At 47.5% G+C, this 24,387-nt stretch carries 23 protein-coding genes; 14 read left to right on the forward strand and 9 right to left on the reverse strand.

What is annotated here, in order from left to right:
- Positions 1 to 65 precede the first annotated feature (65 nt).
- The 4 genes from AAC022_RS06810 to AAC022_RS06825 all read left to right on the forward strand — a co-directional run bounded on the left by AAC022_RS06810 (position 66) and on the right by AAC022_RS06825 (position 5,113).
- Positions 66 to 1,325: a sulfate adenylyltransferase gene (locus AAC022_RS06810; protein WP_339729350.1), complete on the forward strand. Its 1,260-nt coding sequence runs from the start codon at positions 66 to 68 to the stop codon at positions 1,323 to 1,325.
- 502 nt (positions 1,326 to 1,827) lie between these two features.
- Entirely contained in the window at positions 1,828 to 2,316 is a 489-nt protein-coding gene (locus tag AAC022_RS06815; RefSeq protein ID WP_339729352.1) for a hypothetical protein, read from the forward strand.
- 204 nt (positions 2,317 to 2,520) lie between these two features.
- Positions 2,521 to 3,843, forward strand: coding sequence for a Gfo/Idh/MocA family oxidoreductase (locus tag AAC022_RS06820; RefSeq protein WP_339729354.1), 1,323 nt, complete (start codon positions 2,521 to 2,523; stop codon positions 3,841 to 3,843).
- A 1-nt stretch (position 3,844) separates the two neighbouring features.
- On the forward strand, positions 3,845 to 5,113 hold the full coding sequence (locus AAC022_RS06825; RefSeq protein WP_339729356.1) for a PmoA family protein: 1,269 nt from the start codon (positions 3,845 to 3,847) through the stop codon (positions 5,111 to 5,113).
- A 93-nt stretch (positions 5,114 to 5,206) separates the two neighbouring features.
- Here the strand turns inward: AAC022_RS06825 and AAC022_RS06830 are convergent, their stop codons facing one another.
- Positions 5,207 to 5,860 (reverse strand): hypothetical protein, encoded by a 654-nt coding sequence (locus AAC022_RS06830; protein WP_339729357.1) that lies wholly within the window; start codon positions 5,858 to 5,860, stop codon positions 5,207 to 5,209.
- Positions 5,861 to 6,027: 167 nt separating this feature from the next.
- The gene (locus AAC022_RS06835; RefSeq protein WP_339729359.1) at positions 6,028 to 7,326 is read right to left on the reverse strand and encodes a hypothetical protein; all 1,299 of its coding nucleotides are present in this window, start codon (positions 7,324 to 7,326) and stop codon (positions 6,028 to 6,030) included.
- A 485-nt stretch (positions 7,327 to 7,811) separates the two neighbouring features.
- Between AAC022_RS06835 and AAC022_RS06840 the strand changes: the two genes are divergently transcribed.
- The 3 genes from AAC022_RS06840 (at position 7,812) to AAC022_RS06850 (ending at position 11,025) form a co-directional block, all read left to right on the forward strand.
- Positions 7,812 to 9,536, forward strand: a complete 1,725-nt coding sequence (locus tag AAC022_RS06840; protein ID WP_339729361.1) for a hypothetical protein — start codon at positions 7,812 to 7,814, stop codon at positions 9,534 to 9,536.
- 378 nt (positions 9,537 to 9,914) lie between these two features.
- Positions 9,915 to 10,205 (forward strand): hypothetical protein, encoded by a 291-nt coding sequence (locus tag AAC022_RS06845; protein WP_339729362.1) that lies wholly within the window; start codon positions 9,915 to 9,917, stop codon positions 10,203 to 10,205.
- Positions 10,206 to 10,473: 268 nt separating this feature from the next.
- A complete protein-coding gene (locus tag AAC022_RS06850; RefSeq protein WP_339729366.1) occupies positions 10,474 to 11,025 on the forward strand; it encodes a sigma-70 family RNA polymerase sigma factor in 552 nt (183 codons plus the stop codon).
- A 113-nt stretch (positions 11,026 to 11,138) separates the two neighbouring features.
- Here AAC022_RS06850 and AAC022_RS06855 read toward each other — a convergent pair whose 3' ends face one another.
- From AAC022_RS06855 to kdsB, 4 genes are all read right to left on the reverse strand, one after another.
- Positions 11,139 to 11,714, reverse strand: coding sequence for a nucleoside triphosphate pyrophosphatase (locus tag AAC022_RS06855; protein WP_339729368.1), 576 nt, complete (start codon positions 11,712 to 11,714; stop codon positions 11,139 to 11,141).
- Between the two features lie 52 nt (positions 11,715 to 11,766).
- A complete protein-coding gene (gene truB / locus AAC022_RS06860; RefSeq protein WP_339729370.1) occupies positions 11,767 to 12,696 on the reverse strand; it encodes a tRNA pseudouridine(55) synthase TruB in 930 nt (309 codons plus the stop codon).
- Positions 12,697 to 12,746: 50 nt separating this feature from the next.
- Entirely contained in the window at positions 12,747 to 14,381 is a 1,635-nt protein-coding gene (locus AAC022_RS06865) for a CTP synthase (protein WP_339729373.1), read from the reverse strand.
- Positions 14,382 to 14,518: 137 nt separating this feature from the next.
- Positions 14,519 to 15,274, reverse strand: a complete 756-nt coding sequence (kdsB, locus tag AAC022_RS06870) for a 3-deoxy-manno-octulosonate cytidylyltransferase (RefSeq protein WP_339729374.1) — start codon at positions 15,272 to 15,274, stop codon at positions 14,519 to 14,521.
- Between the two features lie 246 nt (positions 15,275 to 15,520).
- On the opposite strand from kdsB, the gene AAC022_RS06875 reads away from it, so the two are divergent.
- Positions 15,521 to 16,015 (forward strand): DUF420 domain-containing protein, encoded by a 495-nt coding sequence (locus tag AAC022_RS06875; protein ID WP_339729376.1) that lies wholly within the window; start codon positions 15,521 to 15,523, stop codon positions 16,013 to 16,015.
- A 20-nt stretch (positions 16,016 to 16,035) separates the two neighbouring features.
- On the opposite strand, the gene AAC022_RS06880 is transcribed toward AAC022_RS06875, so the two are convergent.
- From AAC022_RS06880 to AAC022_RS06890, 3 genes are all read right to left on the reverse strand, one after another.
- The gene (locus tag AAC022_RS06880) at positions 16,036 to 16,470 is read right to left on the reverse strand and encodes a response regulator (protein WP_339729378.1); all 435 of its coding nucleotides are present in this window, start codon (positions 16,468 to 16,470) and stop codon (positions 16,036 to 16,038) included.
- 207 nt (positions 16,471 to 16,677) lie between these two features.
- Positions 16,678 to 17,337, reverse strand: coding sequence for a phosphoribosylanthranilate isomerase (locus tag AAC022_RS06885; RefSeq protein ID WP_339729380.1), 660 nt, complete (start codon positions 17,335 to 17,337; stop codon positions 16,678 to 16,680).
- Between the two features lie 135 nt (positions 17,338 to 17,472).
- Entirely contained in the window at positions 17,473 to 18,645 is a 1,173-nt protein-coding gene (locus AAC022_RS06890) for a lactonase family protein (protein ID WP_339729383.1), read from the reverse strand.
- A gap of 189 nt (positions 18,646 to 18,834) precedes the next feature.
- On the opposite strand from AAC022_RS06890, the gene AAC022_RS06895 reads away from it, so the two are divergent.
- From AAC022_RS06895 to AAC022_RS06920, 6 genes are all read left to right on the forward strand, one after another.
- Positions 18,835 to 20,169 carry an AAA family ATPase gene (locus AAC022_RS06895; RefSeq protein WP_339729385.1) on the forward strand — a complete coding sequence of 445 codons (1,335 nt, stop codon included), beginning with the start codon at positions 18,835 to 18,837 and terminating at the stop codon, positions 20,167 to 20,169.
- Positions 20,159 to 21,109 carry a metallophosphoesterase gene (locus AAC022_RS06900; protein WP_339729386.1) on the forward strand — a complete coding sequence of 317 codons (951 nt, stop codon included), beginning with the start codon at positions 20,159 to 20,161 and terminating at the stop codon, positions 21,107 to 21,109. Before AAC022_RS06895 ends, AAC022_RS06900 begins: the two co-directional genes overlap by 11 nt.
- On the forward strand, positions 21,096 to 21,401 hold the full coding sequence (locus tag AAC022_RS06905) for a hypothetical protein (RefSeq protein ID WP_339729388.1): 306 nt from the start codon (positions 21,096 to 21,098) through the stop codon (positions 21,399 to 21,401). The genes AAC022_RS06900 and AAC022_RS06905 overlap by 14 nt, the downstream gene beginning before the upstream one ends.
- A gap of 30 nt (positions 21,402 to 21,431) precedes the next feature.
- Complete coding sequence (locus tag AAC022_RS06910; RefSeq protein ID WP_339729389.1) at positions 21,432 to 22,124, forward strand: DNA repair protein; 693 nt, start codon at positions 21,432 to 21,434, stop codon at positions 22,122 to 22,124.
- A gap of 44 nt (positions 22,125 to 22,168) precedes the next feature.
- Entirely contained in the window at positions 22,169 to 23,560 is a 1,392-nt protein-coding gene (locus tag AAC022_RS06915) for a POT family MFS transporter (protein WP_339729390.1), read from the forward strand.
- Positions 23,561 to 23,698: 138 nt separating this feature from the next.
- A complete protein-coding gene (locus AAC022_RS06920) occupies positions 23,699 to 24,364 on the forward strand; it encodes a hypothetical protein (protein WP_339729392.1) in 666 nt (221 codons plus the stop codon).
- The last annotated feature ends 23 nt before the right edge of the window (positions 24,365 to 24,387 follow it).

The following is a 24,387-nucleotide window of genomic DNA, read 5'->3' on the forward strand; positions in this document are numbered from 1 at the left end:
AATAGAGACGCCATAAGGTTGGCGTTAGATCTAACACCCTTTTGTCAATATTGAGAATTCAAACGATGGCTGACCTAATTGCCCCTCATGGAGGTTTGAGCGAACCTGTCTGTTGTACAGTTCCTGCGGCGGAAATTGAAAGCTTCAAAGCCGAAGCAGCAACACTTCCCCAAGTTCCTGTTTCTGCAGCAGATTTATCAACCGTATACCGTCTGGGAGATGGCACACTCAGCCCACTGACAGGGCCAATGACGGGAGACGTTTTCAATCGTGTCCTGGATGAAGCCTGCATTGAAGTGGATGGCAAGCAGTATGCCTGGACCATTCCTCTGTCTCTGCCTGTGACTTCAGAATTGGCAGCCACATTGTCCAGCGGTCAAAAAGTTGCGCTCACCAATCCTGCTGGCGACATCGTTGCAACTCTGGATATTAAAGATGTCTTCGAATGGGATAAACCCAAGTATATCAAGAGTGTCTATCAGACCGAACGCACTGATCATCCAGGAGCCGCGATGGTTCTGGAAGGTGATGCCGACAACTCTCACCTGCTGGGTGGAGAAATCCGTGTTTTACCTCAACCAAAAAATAGCGAGTTCGGCAAGTATGTGCTCACACCGCGCGAAGTACGTGCTCTGATCGCGGATAAAGGCTGGGATGCTGTTGTTGCATTTCAGACTCGTAACCCGCTGCACCGTGCTCACGAATACGCTCTGGTCTACGGACTCGAAACATTACTGCGAGCAGGCAAAAACGCAGGTGCTGTCTTGAATCCGCTGATCGGCGAAACCAAGAGCGATGACGTCAGTGCGGAAATCCGAATGCAGACATATGAAAAATTGATCGAGAACCGCGAACTCGGCGATGGTGACAGTGATCCCGAACTGTGGGGACCACGGGACGACACGCCTCCTGATCGTGTCGCATTGCTCGGTCTGGATATCAAAATGTTCTACGGCGGACCCAAAGAAGCAGTCATGCACGGGATCTACCGTCAGAATATGGGTTACACCAACATCGTTATCGGTCGTAAACACGCTGATGCTCCTTACGCTGATGGAACTGCCATCTGGGGTGACTTCGATGCTCAGGAAATTTTCAATAACCTGGCCGGCGAACTGTTGATCGAGCCGGTTAATGTAGGCTTCGCCGCCTATTATGAATCACTGGGCCGTGTTGATCTGATGGAAAACCACTCAGAAGAAAAACCAGTTTTCATCTCTGGAAAACAGGTTCGCGCCACACTGCAGGAAGGCGAATTGGTCGATCCGCGTATCATGCGGGAAAGTACTTCCAAGATTCTTGCGGAAGCAATGAAAGTTTCCTGATTCCGATTCAGGAAGACTGAAGAAAAACAAAAGGCAGACAAGTTCATTCTTGTCTGCCTTTTTTCGTGGTGCGTCAAGAACTGAATCTGACGTTGTCATCTGGTCTGTGAACGCGAGTCGGGACGTGACTCTTCATACTATCGGGTGGCACCGTTGGCTGGCCAACGGTGAATGTATGAGATCAATGAACGCGGGGCGCGCGTTGCGGTAGGGGCTGACCCATGTGTCAGCCCGCAGGGGCAGCGTTTGGATCATAAAAGCAATCAAACCTCTAAATGGTCCATCTTCATCACTTAAGATTGTGGATTTCAGTGCGGGATGTTTATCTGCGTGGGGGCGGTGGTATCTGGTAGGATTTCTTTCGCGTGGGAGTCTGTTTATTCCTGGTGGGTGAAAACGGCGGCTAGGGCCGATCCGCTCATGGTGGGTGGGCTTTCGATAACTCGCTCACTGTTGGCCAGCCAACAGTGCTACACCAAAATTTTTTGTCAGGGATGATGTGATGCTGGTTTATTTGTTTTCACTGAGACTTCCTGCTTACTATGCTCGGCCAGTCATGATTGGGGTGCATGTTTTGTTTGATATTGTTCCCTTCCGATTCTTATTTTGGAGGGGACATCGTCAGGCGGGCGGACACATAGGTCCGCACCCTACTATTTTCTGGTATGAAATGATGGACTATTTTCGGGATGTGCGTGGGGCGGTCAAGGGAAAGCAAAACGATTTGGTTGGCGAGGGAGTGCAGATGTGTGTTGGTGTTGTGCTGGGCCTGGTTGGAAGGGGGGCGGTTGTGTGGCAGTGTGTGTCGACCCGCATCACTTTTCGAGGCTTGTTTATGTCAAATGTGGCTAAAACAAGCGGTTTTTGTAGTGCTGGTTTTTTCAGCGGTTCCGGTTCTTCAGCTGAACCTGTAGTGCTCACGCGCGCGACACACAACGGGGGGAATCATGGCGAACGTCGGGTTGGCGTCAAGGGGGTTATTTTCAGTTAACACTCAATCTGGTCAGGTGAACTTGAGGAGTCAGAGCAGCGTGTCAGGTTCGACCATACTTGCAGACAGCTGGGGCTTAGAATCAGAAATTTGACACAGGGCTGATCAACCCGATCGTGTTTTATTGTAAGATCATTTAAGGCGGTTTCCAGAGATGAGAGTTGCCATATTAAGCTGTTTCAACAAGTGAGAGGATTTGAAACGATGAGTTCGTCATTCAACATGACACGCAGAGGCATGCTCAAAAATTCGGTGTTACGTGGTGCAGGACTTTGGTTAGGCGGGCGTTCTGCGTTGGCAGAGAGTCGTTCGCCGAACGAAAAACTGAATATTGCCTGTATCGGACTGGGCAATCAGGGGAATGCGAATCTGGGATTGGTTTCCAGTCAGAATATCGTGGCACTGTGTGATGTTGACAGCGCCCGGACTGACAAATATCAGGCCCTTTATCCCCAAGCGAAAACGTTTGCTGATTTTCGTGTGATGTTGGATCAGATGGATCAGGACATCGATGCCGTGGTGATTACGACTCCCAATCATACGCATGCGACGATTGCCATTGATGCGATGAAACGCGGGAAGCATTGCTACTGTGAAAAGCCGCTCGCACATTCGATTCATGAAGTCCGCGAGATGCAGCGGGTTGCCCGGGAACAAAATGTGGTCACTCAAATGGGGACCCAGAATCATGCTGGCGATAATTATCGTCGGACAGTGGAACTGATTCAATCAGGGGCCATCGGTGGCGTCAAGCAGGTTCACGTCTGGTTTGGACGTCCTGGAGGCTGGCGACGTTTTCAGCGTGTAGTGGATCGTCCGAAGCAACCACAGCCGATTCCGAAGACACTCAATTGGGATTTATGGGTAGGTCCCGCGCCGATGCAGAATTTTCATCCCTGCTATCACCCACATGACTGGCATTACTGGTGGGATTTTGGAAATGGCACGCTCGGAAATATGGGCTGTCATTATATGGATCTGATTTTCTGGTCCTTGAAATTGAAATATCCAGAGATGGTAGAAACAAAAGGGCCAGAATTGCATCCAGATTCAACGCCGTTCTGGCTCGACTGTCATTGGCAGTTTCCCGCGCGGGAATCTCAACCACCGGTAGAAGTCGTCTGGTATCACGGACGGGATACACCGCAACGGGTGCTGGATCTGGGAGGACCCAAGTGGGCAGCCGGGATATTATTTGTAGGCGAGCAGGGGATGCTGGCCGCCGATTACAATAAACGGGTCCTGTTACCAGAAGAGAAATTCAACGGATTCAAACCACCGGAGAGAACGATCCCGGATGCGATTGGCAACCATCGAATGGAATGGGTTGAAGCCTGTAAGGGGAACGGGGAATCACAATGCCACTTTGATTATGCCGCTCCTTTGACGGAAACAATTCTATTGGGAAATCTGGCGTTTCGTGTCGGGGAAAAGATCGAGTGGAACGCAGAAAAAATGAAAGCGTCAAACACAACCGCAGCAGCACAATACATTCAACGCGAATACCGTAAGGGGTGGACACTCTAAAATGAGAAGACAAACCAAGCAAAAAACATTTCCGCATATCCGACAAGGGATGATTTCCTGTTGTGTTGTTCTGAGTGCGATGCTGACAAGCATGCTCTCAGTCTCACTTGCGGGCTCCGCCGTGTTACTTGAAGTCTCAGCGGGGAAGCAGACACGGCAGAATTGTGTTGTTTCCCTACCTGTACCCCAACAGCTGGAACGGCAGGGTTTAAGTCTGGTTCGGATTGAGGACGGGGCCGAAATTCCGATTCAAATTGATCTATCAGAAGGTCAACAGAAGGTCGTCTGGATTCTTCACAAACCCTTACCGGAAGGTGGGACACGACAATACCGTCTCTTTGCCAGGAAGAGTATTGAGGAACAACCTGATCATGTCACTGTGGCAGATGATGGAACGCATTTGAATATCAAAGTCGATGGCAAACCAGTGCTGACTTATAATCATGCCGTAGTCAAAGCGCCCCGACGAGATGAAGCGTATTATGATAAAAGCGGATACATTCACCCGTTGTATACTCCATCCGGTAAGGTGATTACGGACGACTTCAATCCGAATCATGCACATCAGCATGGAATCATGCTTTCCTGGCGAAAGGTGATCTTCGAAGGCAGAGCGAATAATGGCTGGGACCAGAAGTCACAACTCGGTAAGGTCGCGCATAATAAGGTCGATTCATTTACCAGTGGCCCTGTTTTTGGTTCATTTACGACAACCATTGATCATGTTGATCTGACCAATAAATCCGGTCCGGTTACGATGCTGAAAGAACTCTGGCAGGTACGAGTGTACGCATTGGATGATCAATTTCTTTTTGATATCAAATCGACACAAAACTGCGCCACGAAAGAGCCGGTCACAATTGATAAAATTCATTATGGCGGGATGACCATTCGTGGCCATGCCGACTGGCACGACGATCATGCTTATGATTATCTCACCAGTGAAGGGAAAAACAAAGAAAACGGGAACCAGTCACGTCCCCAGTGGGTGGAACTGTATGGTCCGTTAGCAGGTGAAACAGCTGGCGTCACAATTTTGAGTCATCCGGGGAATTATCGGTTTCCCCAACCGGTCAGACTGCATCCTAAAATGCCTTATTTCTGTTTTGCAGTCGCTGCCGTAGATGCATTTCAGATTGAACCCGGAAAGCCATATGTCTCACGCTATCGCTTCTATGTGCATGATGGGAAACCGAGTGCCAAAGTGGATCAACGTTTGTGGGAAGATTACGCAGATCCTCCGATGATCAAAATTGTTCCAGAACGCTAGTCAAAAAGCGGAACGGTATCGTTAGAGAAAAAGCTGGCCGTGAATTGAATTCACGGCCAGCTTTTTTGTCTCTGTCGAATGATGGGGTGCTGATTATTTAATCGACTCAATCATCTTCACGATTTCTTCTTCGTTATATGTTTCAGATGAGAGCTGAATAAACAGGAATGCCGGGCCTTTCTTGCCAGAGAAGACACCTGATATCTGGTGGAACTCCTTTCCCTTTGGGTCGGTTCCTTCCGAGAAGTTAAAGTCGACTTTTTTCCCTTTGATGGTGAATTCCCGTGTCTCTTCTTTTGTTATCTTGAGATCCCGCTGATTCTGATTATTCTGTCGCATGTTTTTCTGGAACTCTTTTTCCAGATCGACCATGCCATCGTCGGGCGTACTGATACTCATTAAGACGATCGCGCCCTGTTTTGCTTTCTCTTCATAGACGGCCATTCTCATTTCCATCCCGACAATTTTCATTGACATGCCTGCCTGAGGCTTGAATGAGTCGGGGATGGTAATTTCAGTGATGTCATTCTGAATCTCAATGATATCTTCTTTTTTTTCTGTCATTTTGAATTCAGTACTTCTGAACGCATAATACAGACCACCACAGCATAACAGTAAGCAGATCCCTCCCACGCCGAGAAAAATCAGCAGGACTTTTACCCCCGTACTCATTCCCTGCTTAGGTTGGGCAGAAAACTCATCGGGCTGAGAGTCATTCTCTTCAGAGTAAAAGTTATCATCTGACATTGTGCTATTCACCTTTTCCAAACGTGTGGATTGAAATGAGCATACAGAGTATGGGTAAGTAAGAACTTTGCATTCAGAGAAGCATCTCGCTCTGAACAGCGCAAGTCTATAACGAAATCTCTTAAGAAACGAGCGAAATTCAAAACCGGTTCAAAAAATTCTGAGAATTATGCAAAATCTTCTTCGTTCTGCAGAGCGTTGAGCCGCTCTTCCTCTTTCCATTGCTTCTGCAACTTTCGCCTTTCACGTTTACTGAGTCCTTTCAGCAGTTCCGGATCATGTGCAGAGTCAACCCGGATATTCTTTTTCTCAGGTTTCGGTTGCTGTTTTTCGGGGGGCTTATTAGCAGTTTTGTTTTTGGAAACAGGTGCCGTCGTTGACTCCGTTTGGGGATCAACGGTCTCCTTAGCGGTTGTTTTCGGCGTTGCGACCGCTTTTGTGGTAGTCCGAGTGTCAGAAGGTTTTTGATTTGAATGTGATAGATTTTCCTCGGCAGAAGCTTTTTGTGCTTCCAGATGTCTGGCTTTTTCAGCCAATTGTTCTTTTTGTTTGATTGCCTTCACAACCCGTTTTGCTTTTCGTTTGATACGGCGGCGATGCAGATATGTTGTGCAGACCTGTTTAAGGCGGGAAGGGGCTTTCTCTGGTAAATCGATGGACTGGTAGAGAAGGTGATGCACATGCAGGAGCAAACTGGTAAATAAACACCAATGTGCGAAGTATAAAATGCCTGCAGAGATTAAATGATGATATGCTTCCCAGGGAATCAGATTTCCTGTCAGCATAAACGTCAGGCTGACAACGTACGTGGCGGCTGCCATGATCGTGAAGTTTAAGCCCGCACGGTCTCCCCGCATTTCAATATACGTCATAATTGAGACGCCTAAGCCAAAGACTAATGCGGGAACCAGCCAGGCCAGAAGTTGAGTTTGAGGTCCCCAGTCAAATAGACTCTGTTCTATCACCGTTGATGCCCATACCTGATGTACTTGGGTGGTGGTGCACAAGGCAAACAGAAAGAGGCCGCCGGCAACCAATTTCCACAAGCGATACCTGCCTGAAAAATCATGCAGGCTCTGCGTGCGTAGAGCCGCAATCAGCAGAGCAATCTGTCCTGAGACAAACAGGAGACCACCACTCAGGTAACGAGATAACGGACCTTGTTCCAGAGAGAAGTAGTGGAACAGGGCAGAGTCGGATTCTAAGAACTCGGGCCGATAAAAGTCTGCTGCAATCAATCCTGCAAAACATAAAAAGATGGGCAGATAATAGAAGCACAGCTTCCAGCGTCTGGAGAAGATTAAGGAACGGAGCGGAAATTGCCCTGCGGCAAAGCGATGGGTCCGCGCAATTGTTTGAGATGCAGAATCCTCGTTCGAATCATCGAGTGATTCTGACGATTCCGATGCCAATCTTCGACGCCGCCGTTCATCCATGGAACGCGAGCCAGCAAATCCAGTAGACATTGATGCTCTGTGTGATCCTTCAACGAGATCTTTGTCGTTTTTAAAAAAGTATGATGCGAAAAACTCGCTTTGGGTTCCCAGCCAAAAAGGGTGGGAAGCTGATCGTTTTCGCAAATAGAACGTAGTTTACTCTCTTCTCATCGGTAAAGAACAAATTCTGTCACAAGTCTGGATTCAGATTTTGCTAGTACTTGGGGGAGTCATGTGGAGTGTGATTGGTGCAATTGTTTTAATTGTCATCGATTCGGTAACTATAAAAAACTTGCCAAGGGTCCCAAGGCTCCTATGTTTACGTCGGGTGTGTAGAGCACAATCTGGGATATGTTGAAGCTTTATAGACGAAATAGACTTAACTCTTTCTCTGTAAAAGGTTTAAAAATGTCAGACTTTCTCACTGGCAAACAGTCCTCTCGTTCATCAACAGGGTATATAATGGAGACTCAAATTACGGGCCACATAGATTTGAATAAATGGAGTGTTGATTGATGTTTGTGAACTGGAAGACTTTTCTGACGTCTGTTTTGCTTTTCTTTCCCATTGCGTTTACTTCCGCAGCCACTGATCCCGAATCTGCCATTTCCTCCGATGCTGGTATTGTGATTCGACTCAAGCAGCCTAAGAAAACTCAGGAGAACATAACCGGCTTACTGAACCAGGTTGATGAGACTCTCAGCGGGGTCCTGGCCGGGAACTTACCTACGTTTCTGGGACGTTCTATTTCTAATCCGACTCTGGCCGGAGTCGATACTTCTCGTGATATGTATGTGGGCGTGTTCCTCAGTCCGGCAAAGCAACCGGGATTACTATACGTGATCCCCGCTACGGATCAGAAAGCAGCTAAGGAAGCACTGGGGAAAAGCTATCATAGTGCTGTTCATGAGAAATGGATTATTTACAGTGAAGATCAGGCGCTGGTTGATCAAGCGGTTTCTCTGTTAACGAGCCGTGATCAGAATTTTTCTTCTCAATTGAGTACGCCCTCTCGGGATCTCTTTGCGAAGGGAGATCTATCCATTTACGTGAATTCAAAAAAACTGGTTCAAATCTACCAGTCACAACTTAGCCTTGCGGGGCAACAAATTGATCAAAGGCTGGATCAACTTTCTGCATCCGTCAATACTGCTCCTGGCGTTAATGTGAAGCCCATGATGGCAATGTATTCGGCATTAGCAAAAGGAGCCTTGCAGGCAGTTCAGGACTCTCAAAGTTATACCACGGCATTCCATTTCAATTCTTCCGGTATTGGTGTGGAAAGCCTGTTTGAAGTCAACGAAAATTCGATAACCGATCTATTATTTCAGACAAATCGACCTCAGGAGTTTGCACAACTTGGAAAATTCCCAGCAGACCAATTGGCCTATTTTTCCGGCGCGGGGAATACGGATGCGTTGATTACCTGGGGCATGAACATTACGGCTCAGATGTTCGATGAGACCAAGCAGAATGCCGCAGCCAAGGCGAAATTCGAAACGATTGTCAAAGAGATTCGTAATTTGAAATTTGGCAGTTACTATTTTTCATTTGAATTAGGCAAACTTTCAGAAGGAATCCTGAATGCCTATACGATTTCAGAAGTCAGTCCTTCTGAACAAATGCGAAAATATACGCGCGAGATGATGTCATTGATGAAAAACATTTCACTTCCCGGCATGCAACCGCATGTGACGATCACGCCCGATGCCGAAAAAGTTGGTGATGTCACAGTCGATCTGACAGTAATCAAACAGGAGATCGACCCAGACTCCGATCCGTTGCAGATTCAAAAACGGATGCTGGAAGTTCTTTATGGTCCCACAGGGATCACCAATCGGATGGCGTATCCGGAAGGAAAAGTCCTGCAGGCGATGGGAGCAACTGCTTCCATGAAGAAGTTCCTCTCAGCCCTCAATGCACCGGCTGATTCAAAACAGCTTGCGCAAAATCAGCCAGCGTTTAAAGCGGCACGTGAAAAGGGACTAAGTAAGGCAAATCTCCTGGCTCTGATTGATGTGCCGACAACGACCTTGAAAATCTACAATATACTGGCGGAAAGCCAGCAGAAAGAGCCGCCCTTCTCACCAGAACTAGTGAAAAAGCAGGAGATCGCGGCTTCGTATCTGACATTCAGTCTAGCTACCGGTTCTCAATCGCTGACGACCAAGACCTTTGTGCCCGTCCAGAATTTAAAAAGTGGTTTCAAAGTCTTCACTGTTCTTTCCAGTCAAAAATAGCGAGATCTGATCCCGTAGCTGAAAAATAACTGAAAATATGTTACGGGTAGTTGTAAAGTAGATCTACTTCTTTAAGTGACTATTTTTAAACGGTTTATGAAAAATTGGGTCTGCCGTGTTTTTCGCGGTTGGTGAAGAATATTTAGCGATTTCACGAAAGATCTCTTGAAATAATCGGTATTTTACCGAAAACTGTCAAAAGTACGCGAACCAAAGACAGACTGTAGCTGTCTAGTTGATGTAGAGAGGTTCTTGACTATCAATCTGAGAATCTCGACAGTTTATTTTGTGAACGGATTGAATCCGTTTTTTATTTATGAGGCATCAGCCTCTCTTTTTTAGTCTCTTTCTCTGCGGTTTTACGCAGGAGGTGCACTGATGATTTTTTCTAAACAGAATCGTCGTATCGTCGTCAAAGCAATTAACAATAGCGCGTTTGTGAAAACAGCAGCTGTCGTGAAAGCCATCGATGTCGTCCGTGCAGCCCTCCGTCTAGATGCGTTAGACCTTCTATATGGAGAACGATTGTCGGAATCCGGTGGTATGCCGGGGACCCCCTCGATGAGTTGGCATAGTTGTTGTCAACATCAACCATCGATGCATCTGCAATATCAAAGAGATATGCAGATAACGGGAACCAGGACCACTGTGACCGGAACTGCTTCATAAGCAGCCTCCTTTCCCTGCTTTTTAGCAGAAAATCGTTTACTCAAAGTGGTTGGTTAAAACCCATCAGGTTTTAGCTGACTATGCCATGTTTGATGGCGAGAGCCTTACGTAGGACACCTGAATTTCTGGCTGGAAGAGTCAAACTCTTTCTCTGGTCTCACGGCTGACTCGTATGTTGTTTTGTTCTCATTTCAAATGTGATTAGAGCGACCACTTTGAACATCTATGAACCAGAGTCCTTTAACAAGGACAGAGAAGAGAAAATACAATGGAAGATCAGCACTTAATTCGATTAGTTACTGCCGCTCAGAACGGAGACCGGGACGCATTTGGTTCACTTGTTGTTCAATTTGAATCGACTGTCTATGCAATTGTGATGAAGCGATTGCGAAATCACGCTGAAGCCAGTGAAGTGACGCAGGATATTTTCATTCAGGCAATGCGAAAGCTGTCTCAGCTGAATGCACCGGAACGATTCGGTGGATGGTTGCGTCAGATTGCAGTTCGGATGTCGATTAACCGAGCTGTTCGTCGGCCTAACGAGTGCATTCAGAGCCCTGATACATTCATCGTCCTGGACAATGAACCAGAAAGTCCTTTGGACAAAATGCTGGAAAGTGAACGGGCTACTGAATTACGCGGTGGCCTGGAACAGCTGGGTGAAGTTGACCGTGAAACGTTGATCTCATTTTATTTCAAAGGACAGTCTTTGAAAGAAATGAGTCACGAATTTGATCGTCCGATCGGTACGATCAAGCGTCGACTGCACACCGCACGAAATCGTCTGCGGGAAGCTCTGGTGGACTTGCAGTCCGTCTGAGTAAAATTAGTTTTTGTTGAATCAGCAAAGCCTGCAGAAGGAAACTTCTGTGGGCTTTGTGTTTTTGGGGCAGAAGGATGTTCTATCTTGGTATTCAATCGCGAAACACTCGATCAGGGGAGTGTCATTCCGGCCTTGATCAATAGGTCCGTCAAGGCGATGAGAGGAATGCCGGTGATGGCGGAGTGATCTGTTGATTGGATTTCTTCAAACAATGTGATTCCGCGGCTTTCCAGCTTGTAGGCTCCCGCGCAGTCTAACGGCTGATCGAATTGAACGTACCGTTTGATGGTGTCCTTATCCAGTTGCCGCATCTTGAGGACCGTGCGGTTAATGTGGGTTTCCATAAAGCCTGGCCCTGTGACTGCGATGGCCGTGATCAAGGTGTGCGATTGACCTTGCATTGACATTAACTGATCTATGGCAGCCTGTACTGAGCCTGGTTTCCCCAGGATTGTATTCTCAAACGAGACCAACTGGTCCCCTCCGATCACAATCGCATCAGGAAATTGTTGAGAGACCTGTTTGGCTTTTTCCAGAGCCAGTACCTCGGCCAGCGTCTCGGGGGTGAACCCTGCCTGCTTAAACAATGCTTCGTCAACTTGTGGGTCATGGGCTTCGAAATCAAGCCCCAGCCGTTTCAATTGTTCGGCGCGATAGGCGGATGTGCTGGCCAGGATCAGTTTCATAGATGACTCCGCCGGTGGATTGATTCACCAGACTTTGTGGTTTCTAAACCGCTTATGATGAGCGTTGGTAATAGACCTGTCTGGGTGACAGTTGATGAATGGATTGGTCCCACTCGGCGATGGCGGCGAGTGTGCCATCCTGAGTCATTACTGCAATTTCTGTAATCTGATTCGTATCAGGAAAACGATCCGAATGGCATTTGAGCTTGCGTCCCTGGCTGAGAAACAGGAGTTCCTGTTCATTGCATTGATACTGAGGCAGATTCGTGACTGCTAATGTCGCGGGTTGCAAATGTTGGGTGATCGATTCCAGTGAGAGGTCTTCATCCAGTTTCATTGCGGAGTTTAGGTGGAACTGGCCAATCCGCGTCCGTACGAGAGATGACATCGTTGCGCCTGTTCCCAGTTGCTCTCCCAGATCACGTCCGATGGATCGAATGTAGGTTCCCGAACCGCAGACGATTCGAAGTTGAAACATGGGAAACTGAAATGCCGTTAATTCAATTTCGTAGACTTCAACCGTTCGGGGCTGAATTTCAAAAGTCTCTCCCCCCCGCGCCCGGTCATAGGCACGCCGCCCATCGATATGTACCGCCGAGTATTGAGGCGGAACCTGTTCAATTTGTCCAAGAAAGTCTGGTAGACAGCTTTCTAATTGCTCTCGCGTGATGGGGGGGCAGTCTGGTGTCTCAATCACGTTCCCGGAAATATCATCGGTGTCACTGCGTTTTCCCAGTAAGAATTCGCCGATATATTCTTTGGGTTGATCCTGCACGAAACGTATCAATCGAGTCGCCGAGCCAATGCAGGCCACTAATACGCCAGTCGCCAGAGGGTCCAACGTGCCGGCGTGTCCGACTTTTACCGGTTTGATCTGCTTCTGGATCTGATTCACCACCTGGCGCGAGGTGATGCCAGGCGGTTTATGGAGATTCAGCAAGCCGGTTAAGTTCAGGCCAGTTTCAATTTTCTTGGAACTCATTGGGGAATGTTTTCATTTTCCTGGTGCGTTCCAGCACAGACATCAGCGCGTTAAACAGTGACGCGGACCTTTTGTTGGTGGTAATTCAAGGCCGCTGCGACAAATCCGGCAAACAGTGGATGCGGACTGACGGGCTTGGATTTGAATTCCGGGTGAAACTGCACGGCGAGATACCAGGGGTGATCGGGGATTTCCACGATCTCGACCAAGTTGCCGTTCGGGCTGGAGCCAGTCGGTATCATGCCGGCGTCAATCATCTGCGTTTTATATTCCGGATTGAACTCGTACCGATGGCGGTGCCGCTCACTGATCGAATCGGCGCCGTAACAGGTATGGGACTTGGAATCTTTGGTAATGATGCAATCCTGTGCTCCCAGACGCATCGTACCGCCTTTTTCTGTGATTTCTTTTTGCTCTTCCAGCAAGCAAATCACAGGGGCATTGGTTTCACTGTTAAACTCGGTGCTGTGTGCGTCAGGTAAACCCAACACATTACGTGCAAATTCAATCACCGCACATTGCATTCCCAGGCAGATTCCGAAGTAAGGGATTTTGTTTTCACGAGCATACTTTACGCTGGCAATTTTTCCTTCAATCCCACGTTTTCCAAATCCGCCGGGAACAAGAAGTCCATCGACGTTTGCAAGTAGCGTGTCAGCGCCTTGGCGTTCGACTTCTTCAGCTTCAATCCGTTTAAGAAGTATCCGTGTGGAGTGATGGAAGCCAGCATGGAACAGTGATTCATAAACTGATTTGTAGGCATCTTTGTGATCGATGTATTTTCCCACAACGGCGATGGTCACTTCGTGTTCCGGGTTTTTGACTCGATTCAGCAGGGTTAGCCAATTAGAAAGATCCAGTGGTTCTGCATCCAATTGTAATTTGCTAATGATCAGTTTATCGAGTCCGTCGTTGGCCAAGCCTTCAGGCACTTCGTAAATTGAAAATTCCGTATCCACTTCCTCAATCACAGCATTTTTTTCCAGATTGCAGAACAGAGCAATTTTGTCTGCGTGATCTTGATCCATGGGGCGTTCGGTTCGCACGATCAAAACATCGGGCTGAATACCAATCTGTCGCAATAAACCAACACTGTGCTGTGTCGGTTTGGTTTTCATTTCTCCCGCCGCTTTGATGTAGGGAACTAGCGTTAAATGGATGAACAGACAGTTTTCCTTGCCGATATCAAGGGGAATCTGTCGGATCGCTTCGAGGAACGGTAACCCTTCAATATCACCTACGGTTCCTCCAAGTTCCGTGATGACGACATCGACGTCGGAACTATCCAGATTGAAAATCGACTGTTTGATTTCGTCGGTGATGTGGGGAATGACTTGAACGGTGGCACCCAGATATTCGCCACGGCGTTCTTTGTCAATCACACGCTGGTAGATTTGACCGGTTGTATAATTCGATTTGCGAGAGAGGGGGCTGTTCGTGAAACGCTCGTAGTGACCAAGGTCCAGATCGGTTTCTGAGCCGTCATCCAGCACATAGACTTCGCCGTGCTCATAGGGATTCATTGTTCCGGGATCAATGTTGATGTACGGGTCGAGCTTTTGCATGCGAACTCGTAACCCGCGTTGTTCCAGAAGCAGTCCGATTGAGGCGGAAGTGAGCCCCTTTCCTAAAGAACTGACAACGCCTCCGGTGACAAAAATGTGTTTGGTCGTATGTTTGGTCATTTCACTATCTGCTAACTAAGTCGAGATTCTTCTTTTGTTTGGAATGGTCAATGCGTGCCGGATTACGCGTTTCAATGATTTCATCATCGTTCCAAATTGAGCGATGAACTATTTTATCCAATGTCAGTGTTCGTTGGCTATAAATTTTCTTGATTATAGCGTGTTACAAACTGAGCGTAATCCTCCGGAGTATCAATCCCTACAGAAGGATGTGCAACTTGAGCGACTTGAATCGTGGCACCTGTCTCCAAGGCACGTAGTTGTTCTAATTTTTCCAGCTGTTCCATCGGAGTGGGAGGGATTTTCGTTAAATCCAGCAAAAACGGTCTACGGTACGCATAGATACCTAAATGCAATAACCAGGGGCTCTGGTCGGGTAACAAACTTTCCGGCTCGATATCTCTCGTGTAAGGTATTGGCAGACGACTGAAGTACATCGCCGATCCATCAGTGCGACAGACAACTTTAGTACAGGATGAGTCCTGTAATTGTTCAAGATTGCGAATTGGAGTTGCTAACGTCGCCATCTCCGCCTGGGGCGACTGGATGAGCAGTTCGATTAACTGGTCGATAAACTGCGGAGATATTTCAGGTTCATCCCCCTGAATGTTGACCAGAATCTCGGCATCAAAGAGTTCTTTGATGGCGACTTCGGCAATTCGATCCGTACCGCTGGGATGCTCACCGGTCAGGACGGCTTTCCCTCCAAAACCGTGAACCGTTTCCATAATCTCCAGGCTGTCGGTGGCCACGATCAAACGGTCTAATTTTTCCGAGCTTGCTGCCGCTTCCCATGTATGCTGAATCAGAGATTTTCCGGTCTCATTCAGTAATAATTTTTTGGGAAGACGGGATGATTGCAGTCTCGCTGGAATCACGCCGCACACTTGCACGTGAACACCTCCTGTGTTTCCTGATGAACGGCTCAATTCAATAACTCTTTAACAGGCCCAATTTATCAACAGTCAGTCTGCCACTTCAAGCGGAGGACAACGAAAACTAGAGTATTCGCTCAAGTAATCTTTTCAGTCATGGAAATCTGACATTATACAGGCTGATCTTGGAGAGGTTTGAATGTTCTGATATTGTTCGATGTTAACAGGTTAGAAACCAACCCCCAATTATGACAGGATTCTCAGATGGAGCACGGATTCTTAGGCTATCGCTCAACATTTATGTTGGATTTCGTCGTCTCAGCACTCATCCTGATCGTGCCATTATTGTTGTTCAGTCTGTATACCGTCAAAATCAAACGCAACTTTACGCTGCATAAAAAACTGCAGATTTTGCTCGGAGCGGTTTTGCTGGTGGCAGTTGCTGCTTTTGAAATTGATGTGCAGATCATGCATGGAGGCTGGCAAAATATTGTCAACCAGCGTGAAACTCCTCTAACGCCAGAACAGTTGGGCTACGTAAAAAATGTACTCTATGTCCACCTGGTATTTGCGGTCACGACGCCGATCTTCTGGGCGACGACTCTGTTTCTGGCATTGAAGCGAATTCCAAATCCCCCCGCACCCTGCGCGCATAGCAGCCTGCATAAAAAACTGGGCTGGATTTCTACAATTGATATTACGTTAACATCATTGACGGGACTGTACTGGTACTACGTGGCTTTCGTAATCAGCACATGAAAACGAGAAGAGTATGCGGGTCAGGATTTCTTGCGTGCGCGACTAACCGGTCCCTTGGCAGGCTTCTCTGCCTTATCACTGTCTTTATCTTTGGCAAGCACGCGGGCGATTGCATCCAGAAAGATATCCATCGCAAATGGTTTTCTCAGATAGTCATCGACTCCCAGCATTTCTGCATAGGCTTTGTGCCGACCACCTTCATTGGCAGTAATCATAATGACTCTGGGGGGGGAAGGCAGTGCTTTCAAAGTTTCCAATACCGGAAAACCGCCCATTTTGGGCATCATCATATCGGTAATGACCAGATCGGGATTCTCTGTTTGGGCGAGTCTTTGGCCTTCCAGTCCATTAGGGGCCACAATGATGTTGTACCCCGCTGATTTGATGACACCACTCAGTGTACTGGAAATCTCGCGGTCATCTTCGATCAATAAAATTTTATAGTCGGTTGACATATTTTTGTATTCCCTGGAGAAACAACTTGTTCCTCACCTCACCTGTAGTTTGCTAGTGACTCACTATCACATACTCAGACATTCCTGTCTCGGGTATATGGTATGAGTCTATCCCACGATTCTCAAGGCAGTTATATAAAACTGTCTTGATTCTTCTTCTTTCAATCTCTGGCTGTGTGCTATTATACCGGCTTTAGCGAAGTATTTTCACACTTTTTGTGTCTGAATCAGAAACTCTTGGACCTTAAGTTGACTTTTGATACCAGGTGTCTCTTCGACTCCACTGGCAGTGTCGACGCCAAACGGTTTCACCGTTTGAATGGCCTCAGCCACATTTTGTGGGGTTAATCCCCCAGCCAGGATCAGGGGGGGCCATTCTTGTTCCCGAAATTGCTCCTGGATCATCTTCCAGGGGGCCACTTGTCCTGTCCCTCCGTAGGCTTGAGGTGAATAAGCGTCGATTAACACATAGTCGGGACGCTTTCCGCACTGATCACATTCGGTCAGAAAGTCAGACAGAGCAGATAGGTCAGAACCCTGGGCACGAAAGGCACGAATGATCGCAAGTTCGGGAAGTGCTTGTGCTAATTCTGCTAAAAAATCAGGAGACTCATCGCCGTGCAGTTGGATCATATTGAAAGCGAGATCTTCGCAGGCCGATTTCACCTCGCTTAGAGAATGTTTTACGAACAGCCCGACCAGTGTGACTTTTCTGTCGGCGACTGCTGCTTTGATCTCGAGCGCTTGAGGGACATCAATCGAGCGCGGCGAGGGCGCATAAAAATTCAGCCCCAGCGCCGAAGCGCCAAGGTCTGCGACCATGCAAGCCGTGTTGGGATCTTGAATCCCGCAAATTTTAACCCACATCGATTTGAGTACTCTGCTTAGAAGTCTTATATAATCAACCATCTCGTGATGTCGTATGCCTGTTTGGGGCACATCCACCCTGATGGGAAATCTCAATCTCTGATGAAACTGTTTTAATTATAGACTGCTTCAGCCCTAAGGTGTAGATGGTACAGGCAGGAATTTGATACAGACCGGTTTGGGAACCTGAATTTCATGTTCCGTTTCTTCCAGTACTCCGGTTTGCTGATTGATTCTGAAGACCACGATATTGTTTGTCTCCTGATTCGCAGCCAGTAAGAAATTTCCGGTCGGATCGATTTTGAAATTCCGCGGGATTGCGCCACCCGTTGATTGGAAACCGAGGGAGGTCAATTTACCGGTCTGCTCGTCTATGCGGTACATTGCCAGTGTGTTCGGACCCCGATTTGAGCCGTACAGAAATTTACCAGAAGGGTGAACCTGAACTTCAGCGGTTGAGTTCCCTTTTGCAGCTGTTCCTGCCGGTACAGTCGAGATCGTCTGGATTTCCTGAAACGAACCATTTTTAGCGTCGTAGTCCATTGCAGTGATCGTTCGATTTAATTCATTGATCACATAGCCCCATTTTCCAGTGGGATGAAAGGCGAAGTGCCGTGGTCCCGCTCCGGGAGGCATTTTGATGCTCGGGATGGTATTCGCTTTCAAAGAGCCATCCTCAGAGTCAAATTGATAGACCAGCAGTTGATCAATTCCCAGATCAGCGACAATCGCGTGTTGATTCTGTTTGTCTAAGTTGATTGAGTGGGCGTGAGGCGCTTTCTGCCTGGCTGAGTTGACGCTGGAGCCGGTGTGTTGAACAAACGCAGCGCTCGCTTTCAGTTTTCCGTTCTTGCGAATGGGCAGCGAACAGATATTTCCCCCTGTATAATTGGCGACCAGTACATATTTTCCAGTGGCATCAACAACAAGATGGCAGGGGGCTGCGCCTTTGGAAGATTGCTGATTGAGAAATGTTAATTCTCCCGTTTTGGCATTGATGGCGAAAGAACTGACGGCACCAGCTTTCTGGCCTTGAAAATCACCGATTTCGTTGACAGCAAACAGGGTTTTCTGATTGGGGTGAATTGCGAGAAACGAGGGGTTATCCACATTTTTGGTGGTTTTTACATGCGTCAGCTTGCCAGTCTTGGCATCCATCAGCAGCTGATAAATCCCCTGGCTATCGCTACCACGAGTATAGGTGCCGACGTAGACCCAGAATTGATCTGCAGCCGATGTTGACTGAGTTGGAAATGAGAGACTGAGCATAATAGCAATCGCCAACAGGCATTTGTATGAGGTGATCATAGACGAACCTTAATTCGATCATTAAATAGAGTGCAGGAAGAGGGCAGGAAATTCAGGGGCCTGCCCACCGGTACTATTTATTTGAATCGAATTCACAGGGAAAAGCAATGGTCTGATTATCAGGGGGATCTGAAATACCAGGTATGCCGATCCTGTGATTTCTGATCGGCGGAGATTATACTTACAGCCATGTTAAAGCGGATCACATTACATAATTTCATGAGCCACTCACATACCGTGATTGATCTGTCGCCCGGCCTGACCGTTCTGACAGGACCCAATAATTGCGGTAAGTCTGCCTTTATCTCTGCACTACAAAACCTGGCAGAGAATACCAAAGGTAATTACATGATCAGGCATGGTGCCAAAGAGTGCCGCGTGATTGTGGAAACGGACGATGGTCATACCATCGAGTGGAAACGGAAGAAGAAAAACGCCAGTTATTGTATTGATGGAATAGACATTCATCGAAAAACTCCTGATCAATTACAAGAGGTCCTTAGACTTTCAAAAGTCAAAGCGGGAGATAGTGATGAGTTCGACGTCCATTTCGGCGAACAGAAATCGCCCATTTTCTTACTCGGTGAACGAGGCAGTCGGGCGGCCCGTTTCTTCGCTTCATCTTCTGATGCCTCTATTCTGATCGAAATGCAGAAGTTGCATCGTGGTAAGGTAAAGTCTGCCCAGCAGGACTTTCAGCGTCAACAGGCTGAGTCAAAGCAGATTGCAACGACCCTGGAAATTCTGACTCCGATTCCCGATCTGGAATCGAAGCTGGAGCAGCTTGGCAAAACATATGAAGCGTTACGCGCGGCAGATCAACAAATTCAAGAGTTGGAACGCTCGATTCAGAGCTTGCAGCAATCTGCGCAGCATGTCGTGAAACTGGAACAAAATGTAGCCGCCTTGAGCTTGTTGCCCGAGGAACTCAACCAGGTTCCAGAGAAACCTTTGGAGCTCTTGGCACGGCGATTAAGGGTCGCTGAACAGCAGGTAAAGCAAACGCGATGCAATGTATCAACTCTATCGGATTTAGATGAACCACCTGAATTAGTCGATGAGCGTTTACTGAGCGCATTGATAGAGGAAATTCGGTCTCAGGAACAGAGTTGTGAACGGGCCAGTGCAACAGGTGAATGTCTGCATGACTTAAACGAGCCACCTCAGTTGAGGGAGACAGACCAACTCCAGAAATTGATCGAGAAGCTGCATGCTGCCGAAGAAAGAATGAGGCTCGACCGTATCGAATCTCTGGTTTTAGAAAACTGCACCCCGCCACCCGAAATGGCTGATATGCTCATGGTCGAACAGATCTGCCAGCAATGGGAGGAGGCTCAAGCTCAGTTCAATCAGTTACAGAAAGTTTCTCAAGAATGTGAAGCAGAGCATGAATCAGTTCGCGCGGAACTGGTTGACTGGGTGAAGGCAAATCCGAGCTGTCCGACTTGTGGGGCCGAAATGGAGCCGGAGCAATTTATTCAGACTGCGGAAACGGGACTGAAGGGGCACACTCATGGAACGTGATGAATATTGCGGTGTGCTGCTGATTGGCGATCCACACATCGAGGGACGGGTTCCCGGTTTTCGTAAAGACGAATATCCTCAGGTGGTCCTGGAGAAACTACGGTGGTGCCTGCAGACCGCGGAAAAACAGAAGTTACTGCCGGTTATTCTCGGCGACCTGTTTCATGTACCCCGTGACAATCAGAACTGGTTGCTCTATGAGTTGCTGGCACTGTTTGAATCTCCCGTGTATGGAATCTATGGGAACCATGATTGCAGGGAAAATCAGCTGAATGAACACGATACGCTGAGCATTCTCATCCAGGCGGACAAATATCGTCTGCTTTCAGAAGAGACACCTTGGCGGGGGAGAATGGCGGGGCGTTCTGTGATCATCGGCGGGACTTCCTGGGGGAGAAAACTGCCGAAGTCAATTGAATATAATGAGAGTGAAGAGAAACCACTGGTGATCTGGGTTTCTCATCACGATCTGATCGTTCCCGGTTATGAAGAGCAGGGGCATTTTAAGCCGTACGAAATCGAAGGAGTTGATTTTGTCATTAACGGCCATATTCATCGCACACTGGAAGATGTGGTCAAAGGGCAGACGACGTGGGTGACTCCTGGAAATATTATTCGCAGATCGCGCAGTGATGCCTCGCGGTCTCATGTTCCTTCTGTGTTGAAACTGGAAGTAACAGCTAAGGGTTGGGAACGTTCCGTAATTGAAGTTCCGCATCAGGTGTTTGATGAAGTATTTTACGAAGAGGTCTTGGAGGAAACAGAAGAGGGAATTCCTTCCGCCTTTATTTCCGGGTTGGCAGATTTACAGTCGCGAAAGACTGACACGGGAGCGGGATTACAGCTGTTCCTGACGAAAAATCTGGAGCAATTTGAACCATCCGTTGCAGAAGAAGTCAGAAAATTAGCAAGTGAGGTTTCGAAAGATGTCGTCCAATAATCAAGAGTTTATACCTGATATCGAAGCTTTGACGGATCAGTTCCAGAAGCTGAATAAACGCAAAATCGAGTCAGAACGCGATCTGGTCAATGCCGAAAAAAATCTGAATGAACTCAAACAGCAGGCGCAAGACGAGTATGGAACAGATCAGCTGGATGAGTTGAAGGAAAAACTGAAACAGATCAAGGCGGAAAATGAACGCAAGCGTGCGGAGTACCATCAGACGCTGGAAAAAATTGAAGCCGATCTGGCAAAAATTGAAACAGAGCATCACGCGACGGATGCCTCCTGAAACTTATGAGAGCGGATTTGAACTGAATTCATGACTGAGGCATTTTCCAACCAGGATCCCACTTCTTCCCAAGGGGAGTTGCGCTCGCCTATCCATTTACAACGTAAATGCTGGGAGTTGGCGGCCGTGCGTAAGCAGAAAAGCAAAGAAGCGTCCCAGCTGGCTGAGCAAATGCAGAAAACGGAAACGTATATTGCGATTTCCGAGCAGGTGACGGAAGCGTTGGAAACCTTGAGCGGGCAGCTGTTTGAGCAGGAACTGCAGTTGATTCAGGAAAAATTGACTATCGCGCTGCAGGAAGTGCTGGAGCAGCCTCTCAAATTGAAAGCAGTGGCAGAATGGAAACGCAACGCAGCCACCGTCGAATTTCAGATCGAACGTGAGGGAAACATAGAAGATATCATGCGCGGCCAGGGAGGCTCGGTAGCGAATGTTTTGTCGGTGGGTTTGCGGATGTTTGCTCTGATGACTCTGGATGAATCAGAGCACCGACGCGTTTTAGTTCTGGATGAACAGGATTGCTGGTTACGGCCGGATCTGGTGCCTCGCTTAGTCAAAATTATTCACGAGGCGGGACAGGCTCTCGGTTTTCAGATTATTATGATCAGTCATCATGATCCATCTACGTTTGAACGCTATGCGGATTGCATTTATCAGTTTACCCCGACTAAAGATGGCGTTCAGACGCAGCGCATCGAAACCGACTGGCAGAGAGATGAATAACCAAATTCAAGCGCCGCACCTTTGTGGAAGGACTTTATAAAACAATGGCACAGGCAAATTATCAGACGGCTCCCGTACCCACGAACAAAATGCCCTCCGGGATTCCTTATATTGTGGGGAACGAAACGGCCGAACGGTTCAGCTTTTACGGGATGCGGGGCATCCTGGTTGTATTTATGACGCAATACATGTTGAATGCCAGCGGTGAAATGGATCATATGTCGGGCAATGAAGCGACCGCTGTGTTTCATTACTTCGTCGCTTCGGCTTATTTTTTCCCCCTGTTAGGCTCGATTCTTTCAGATGTCTTCTGGGGTAAATATAAAACAATTATGCTGCTCTCCATCGTCTACTGTCTCGGGCATCTTGCACTTGCCATTGACGAGACGCGGCTGGGGCTCTTTCTAGGCTTGATGCTGATTGCCATCGGATCCGGGGGGATTAAACCCTGTGTCTCGGCACACGTGGGAGATCAATTTGGCAAGCAGAACCAGCATCTTTTGAGTAAAATCTTCGGCTGGTTTTACATCGCGATTAATCTGGGCGCATTCGTTTCTTCGCTACTGATACCCGTCGTACTGATCAATTATGGACCACATTATGCTTTTGGCTTGCCTGGGGTATTGATGTTGATCGCGACAATTCTGTTTTGGATGGGGAGGAATCAGTTCGTACATATACCACCCTCGGGCTGGAAAAAATTTCGTACAGAGACGCTTGGAAAAGAAGGTTTACAAGCCATACTCAATCTTTCCGTACTGTTTTACGTGTTTGTGCCGATCTTCTGGGCATTATTCGACCAGACGGGATCAACATGGGTGATTCAAGCGACTCAGATGAAAACCGTTTCTATCGGAGGGTATGAATTAAAAGCGGCTCAGATTCAGGCGTTCAACCCTTTTTTCATTTTAGTTCTGGTGCCGACATTTAACTATGTCGTTTATCCACTCATCGATAAAGTCTTTCCTCTGACTCCCTTGAGGAAAGTTTCGATTGGTTTCTTTTTGACAGCGGCTTCCTTTGCCATTGTCGCATTGATTCAGCTCGCCATTGATCGTTCTCCAGACAATCCCCCCTATATGCTGTGGCAGGCAGTTCCGTATCTGGTGATCACAGCAGGCGAAGTCATGATTTCTATTACTTGTCTCGAATTTGCCTACACGCAGGCTCCCAAATCGATGAAGTCGTTTATCATGTCGCTCTATTTGCTCTCAGTAACTGTGGGGAATTTGCTCACATCTGGCGTGAATGAATTTATCATGATTGATGAAAAGACTTCGCGGTTGGAAGGAGCTGCCTATTTTTGGTTCTTCTCTGGTCTGATGTTTGTCGCGGCGATCCTGTTTGTTTTCGTGGCCCGGTTTTATCGCGGAAAAACTTACATCCAAGATGAAGAACCCAATGCCGCACAGGCTCAGGAAGAGGGGATTCAATAAGCTTTTACAATTCTATTGCAAAAGACTTTTTTTTATGTTCGATTTTGCTATGATTTGCTAGTAGCAGTAAGTGGCTGCGGGGGCAAAATGGTTTCACAATCATTCAGAAGTTTTCTACGCTTAAATAAGGAATGGAATATGCGTTTTTCTCAATCGTTTCGGGTGGCGGTTTGTGGTCTTGGTTTGGCATTATTTGTGGGATGTTCATCCAAAGAGGATACTCGTACATTTGACGATAAAGACTCAGTGGCCTCTTCTGAAGCCGAACATGATCATGGTCACGCTCATGAACACGGGCCGAATGGCGGACATCTGTTGGAAGTCGGCGAAGAACAATATCATATGGAAGTGGTTTTTGATGGCAAGAACCGTACTATGACGGCGTTTATTTTAGGCCCGGATGCCAAAACACCATTCCCCATTGAAGGCGAAAGCATCGATTTTGATATGGAAGTTGGTGACAAGGAGCATGAGATTCCACTGGCTGCGAAACCATTAGAGGGCGAAAAAGATGGCAAGTCTTCGCGTTTTGTCGCAGCAGGAAAAGCGATTCCTGAATCGGTTAAAGCCGAATCAGATTTGAACGGTCATTTTCATCTGGACGTGGGCGATGATCATTTCCACGTTGACCTCGAACATGAAGGTCATGAAGGTCATGAAGGTCATGAAGGTCATGAAGGTCATGATCACGACGATCATAAACACGATGAAAAAGCAGAAATCAAGAAAGCAGATGCTGCCAAGGCAGCGCCTGCGAAAACGGAAGCTAAGAAAGAAGAGACAAAGCCAGTAGACAAGAATTAGTTCCGAGTTTGCACTCGTTTAAT

The organism is uncultured Gimesia sp. (assembly GCF_963976445.1).
Lineage (GTDB): Bacteria > Planctomycetota > Planctomycetia > Planctomycetales > Planctomycetaceae > Gimesia.

Coding starts and splice junctions, on each gene's coding strand:
- AAC022_RS06810 (WP_339729350.1), top strand. CDS start 66: ATGGCTGACCTAATTGCCCCTCATGGAGGTTTGAGCGAACCTGTCTGT.
- AAC022_RS06815 (WP_339729352.1), top strand. CDS start 1,828: ATGCTGGTTTATTTGTTTTCACTGAGACTTCCTGCTTACTATGCTCGG.
- AAC022_RS06820 (WP_339729354.1), top strand. CDS start 2,521: ATGAGTTCGTCATTCAACATGACACGCAGAGGCATGCTCAAAAATTCG.
- AAC022_RS06825 (WP_339729356.1), top strand. CDS start 3,845: ATGAGAAGACAAACCAAGCAAAAAACATTTCCGCATATCCGACAAGGG.
- AAC022_RS06830 (WP_339729357.1), bottom strand. CDS start 5,860: ATGTCAGATGATAACTTTTACTCTGAAGAGAATGACTCTCAGCCCGAT.
- AAC022_RS06835 (WP_339729359.1), bottom strand. CDS start 7,326: ATGTCTACTGGATTTGCTGGCTCGCGTTCCATGGATGAACGGCGGCGT.
- AAC022_RS06840 (WP_339729361.1), top strand. CDS start 7,812: ATGTTTGTGAACTGGAAGACTTTTCTGACGTCTGTTTTGCTTTTCTTT.
- AAC022_RS06845 (WP_339729362.1), top strand. CDS start 9,915: ATGATTTTTTCTAAACAGAATCGTCGTATCGTCGTCAAAGCAATTAAC.
- AAC022_RS06850 (WP_339729366.1), top strand. CDS start 10,474: ATGGAAGATCAGCACTTAATTCGATTAGTTACTGCCGCTCAGAACGGA.
- AAC022_RS06855 (WP_339729368.1), bottom strand. CDS start 11,714: ATGAAACTGATCCTGGCCAGCACATCCGCCTATCGCGCCGAACAATTG.
- truB (WP_339729370.1), bottom strand. CDS start 12,696: ATGAGTTCCAAGAAAATTGAAACTGGCCTGAACTTAACCGGCTTGCTG.
- AAC022_RS06865 (WP_339729373.1), bottom strand. CDS start 14,381: ATGACCAAACATACGACCAAACACATTTTTGTCACCGGAGGCGTTGTC.
- AAC022_RS06875 (WP_339729376.1), top strand. CDS start 15,521: ATGGAGCACGGATTCTTAGGCTATCGCTCAACATTTATGTTGGATTTC.
- AAC022_RS06880 (WP_339729378.1), bottom strand. CDS start 16,470: ATGTCAACCGACTATAAAATTTTATTGATCGAAGATGACCGCGAGATT.
- AAC022_RS06885 (WP_339729380.1), bottom strand. CDS start 17,337: ATGTGGGTTAAAATTTGCGGGATTCAAGATCCCAACACGGCTTGCATG.
- AAC022_RS06890 (WP_339729383.1), bottom strand. CDS start 18,645: ATGATCACCTCATACAAATGCCTGTTGGCGATTGCTATTATGCTCAGT.
- AAC022_RS06895 (WP_339729385.1), top strand. CDS start 18,835: ATGTTAAAGCGGATCACATTACATAATTTCATGAGCCACTCACATACC.
- AAC022_RS06900 (WP_339729386.1), top strand. CDS start 20,159: ATGGAACGTGATGAATATTGCGGTGTGCTGCTGATTGGCGATCCACAC.
- AAC022_RS06905 (WP_339729388.1), top strand. CDS start 21,096: ATGTCGTCCAATAATCAAGAGTTTATACCTGATATCGAAGCTTTGACG.
- AAC022_RS06910 (WP_339729389.1), top strand. CDS start 21,432: ATGACTGAGGCATTTTCCAACCAGGATCCCACTTCTTCCCAAGGGGAG.
- AAC022_RS06915 (WP_339729390.1), top strand. CDS start 22,169: ATGGCACAGGCAAATTATCAGACGGCTCCCGTACCCACGAACAAAATG.
- AAC022_RS06920 (WP_339729392.1), top strand. CDS start 23,699: ATGCGTTTTTCTCAATCGTTTCGGGTGGCGGTTTGTGGTCTTGGTTTG.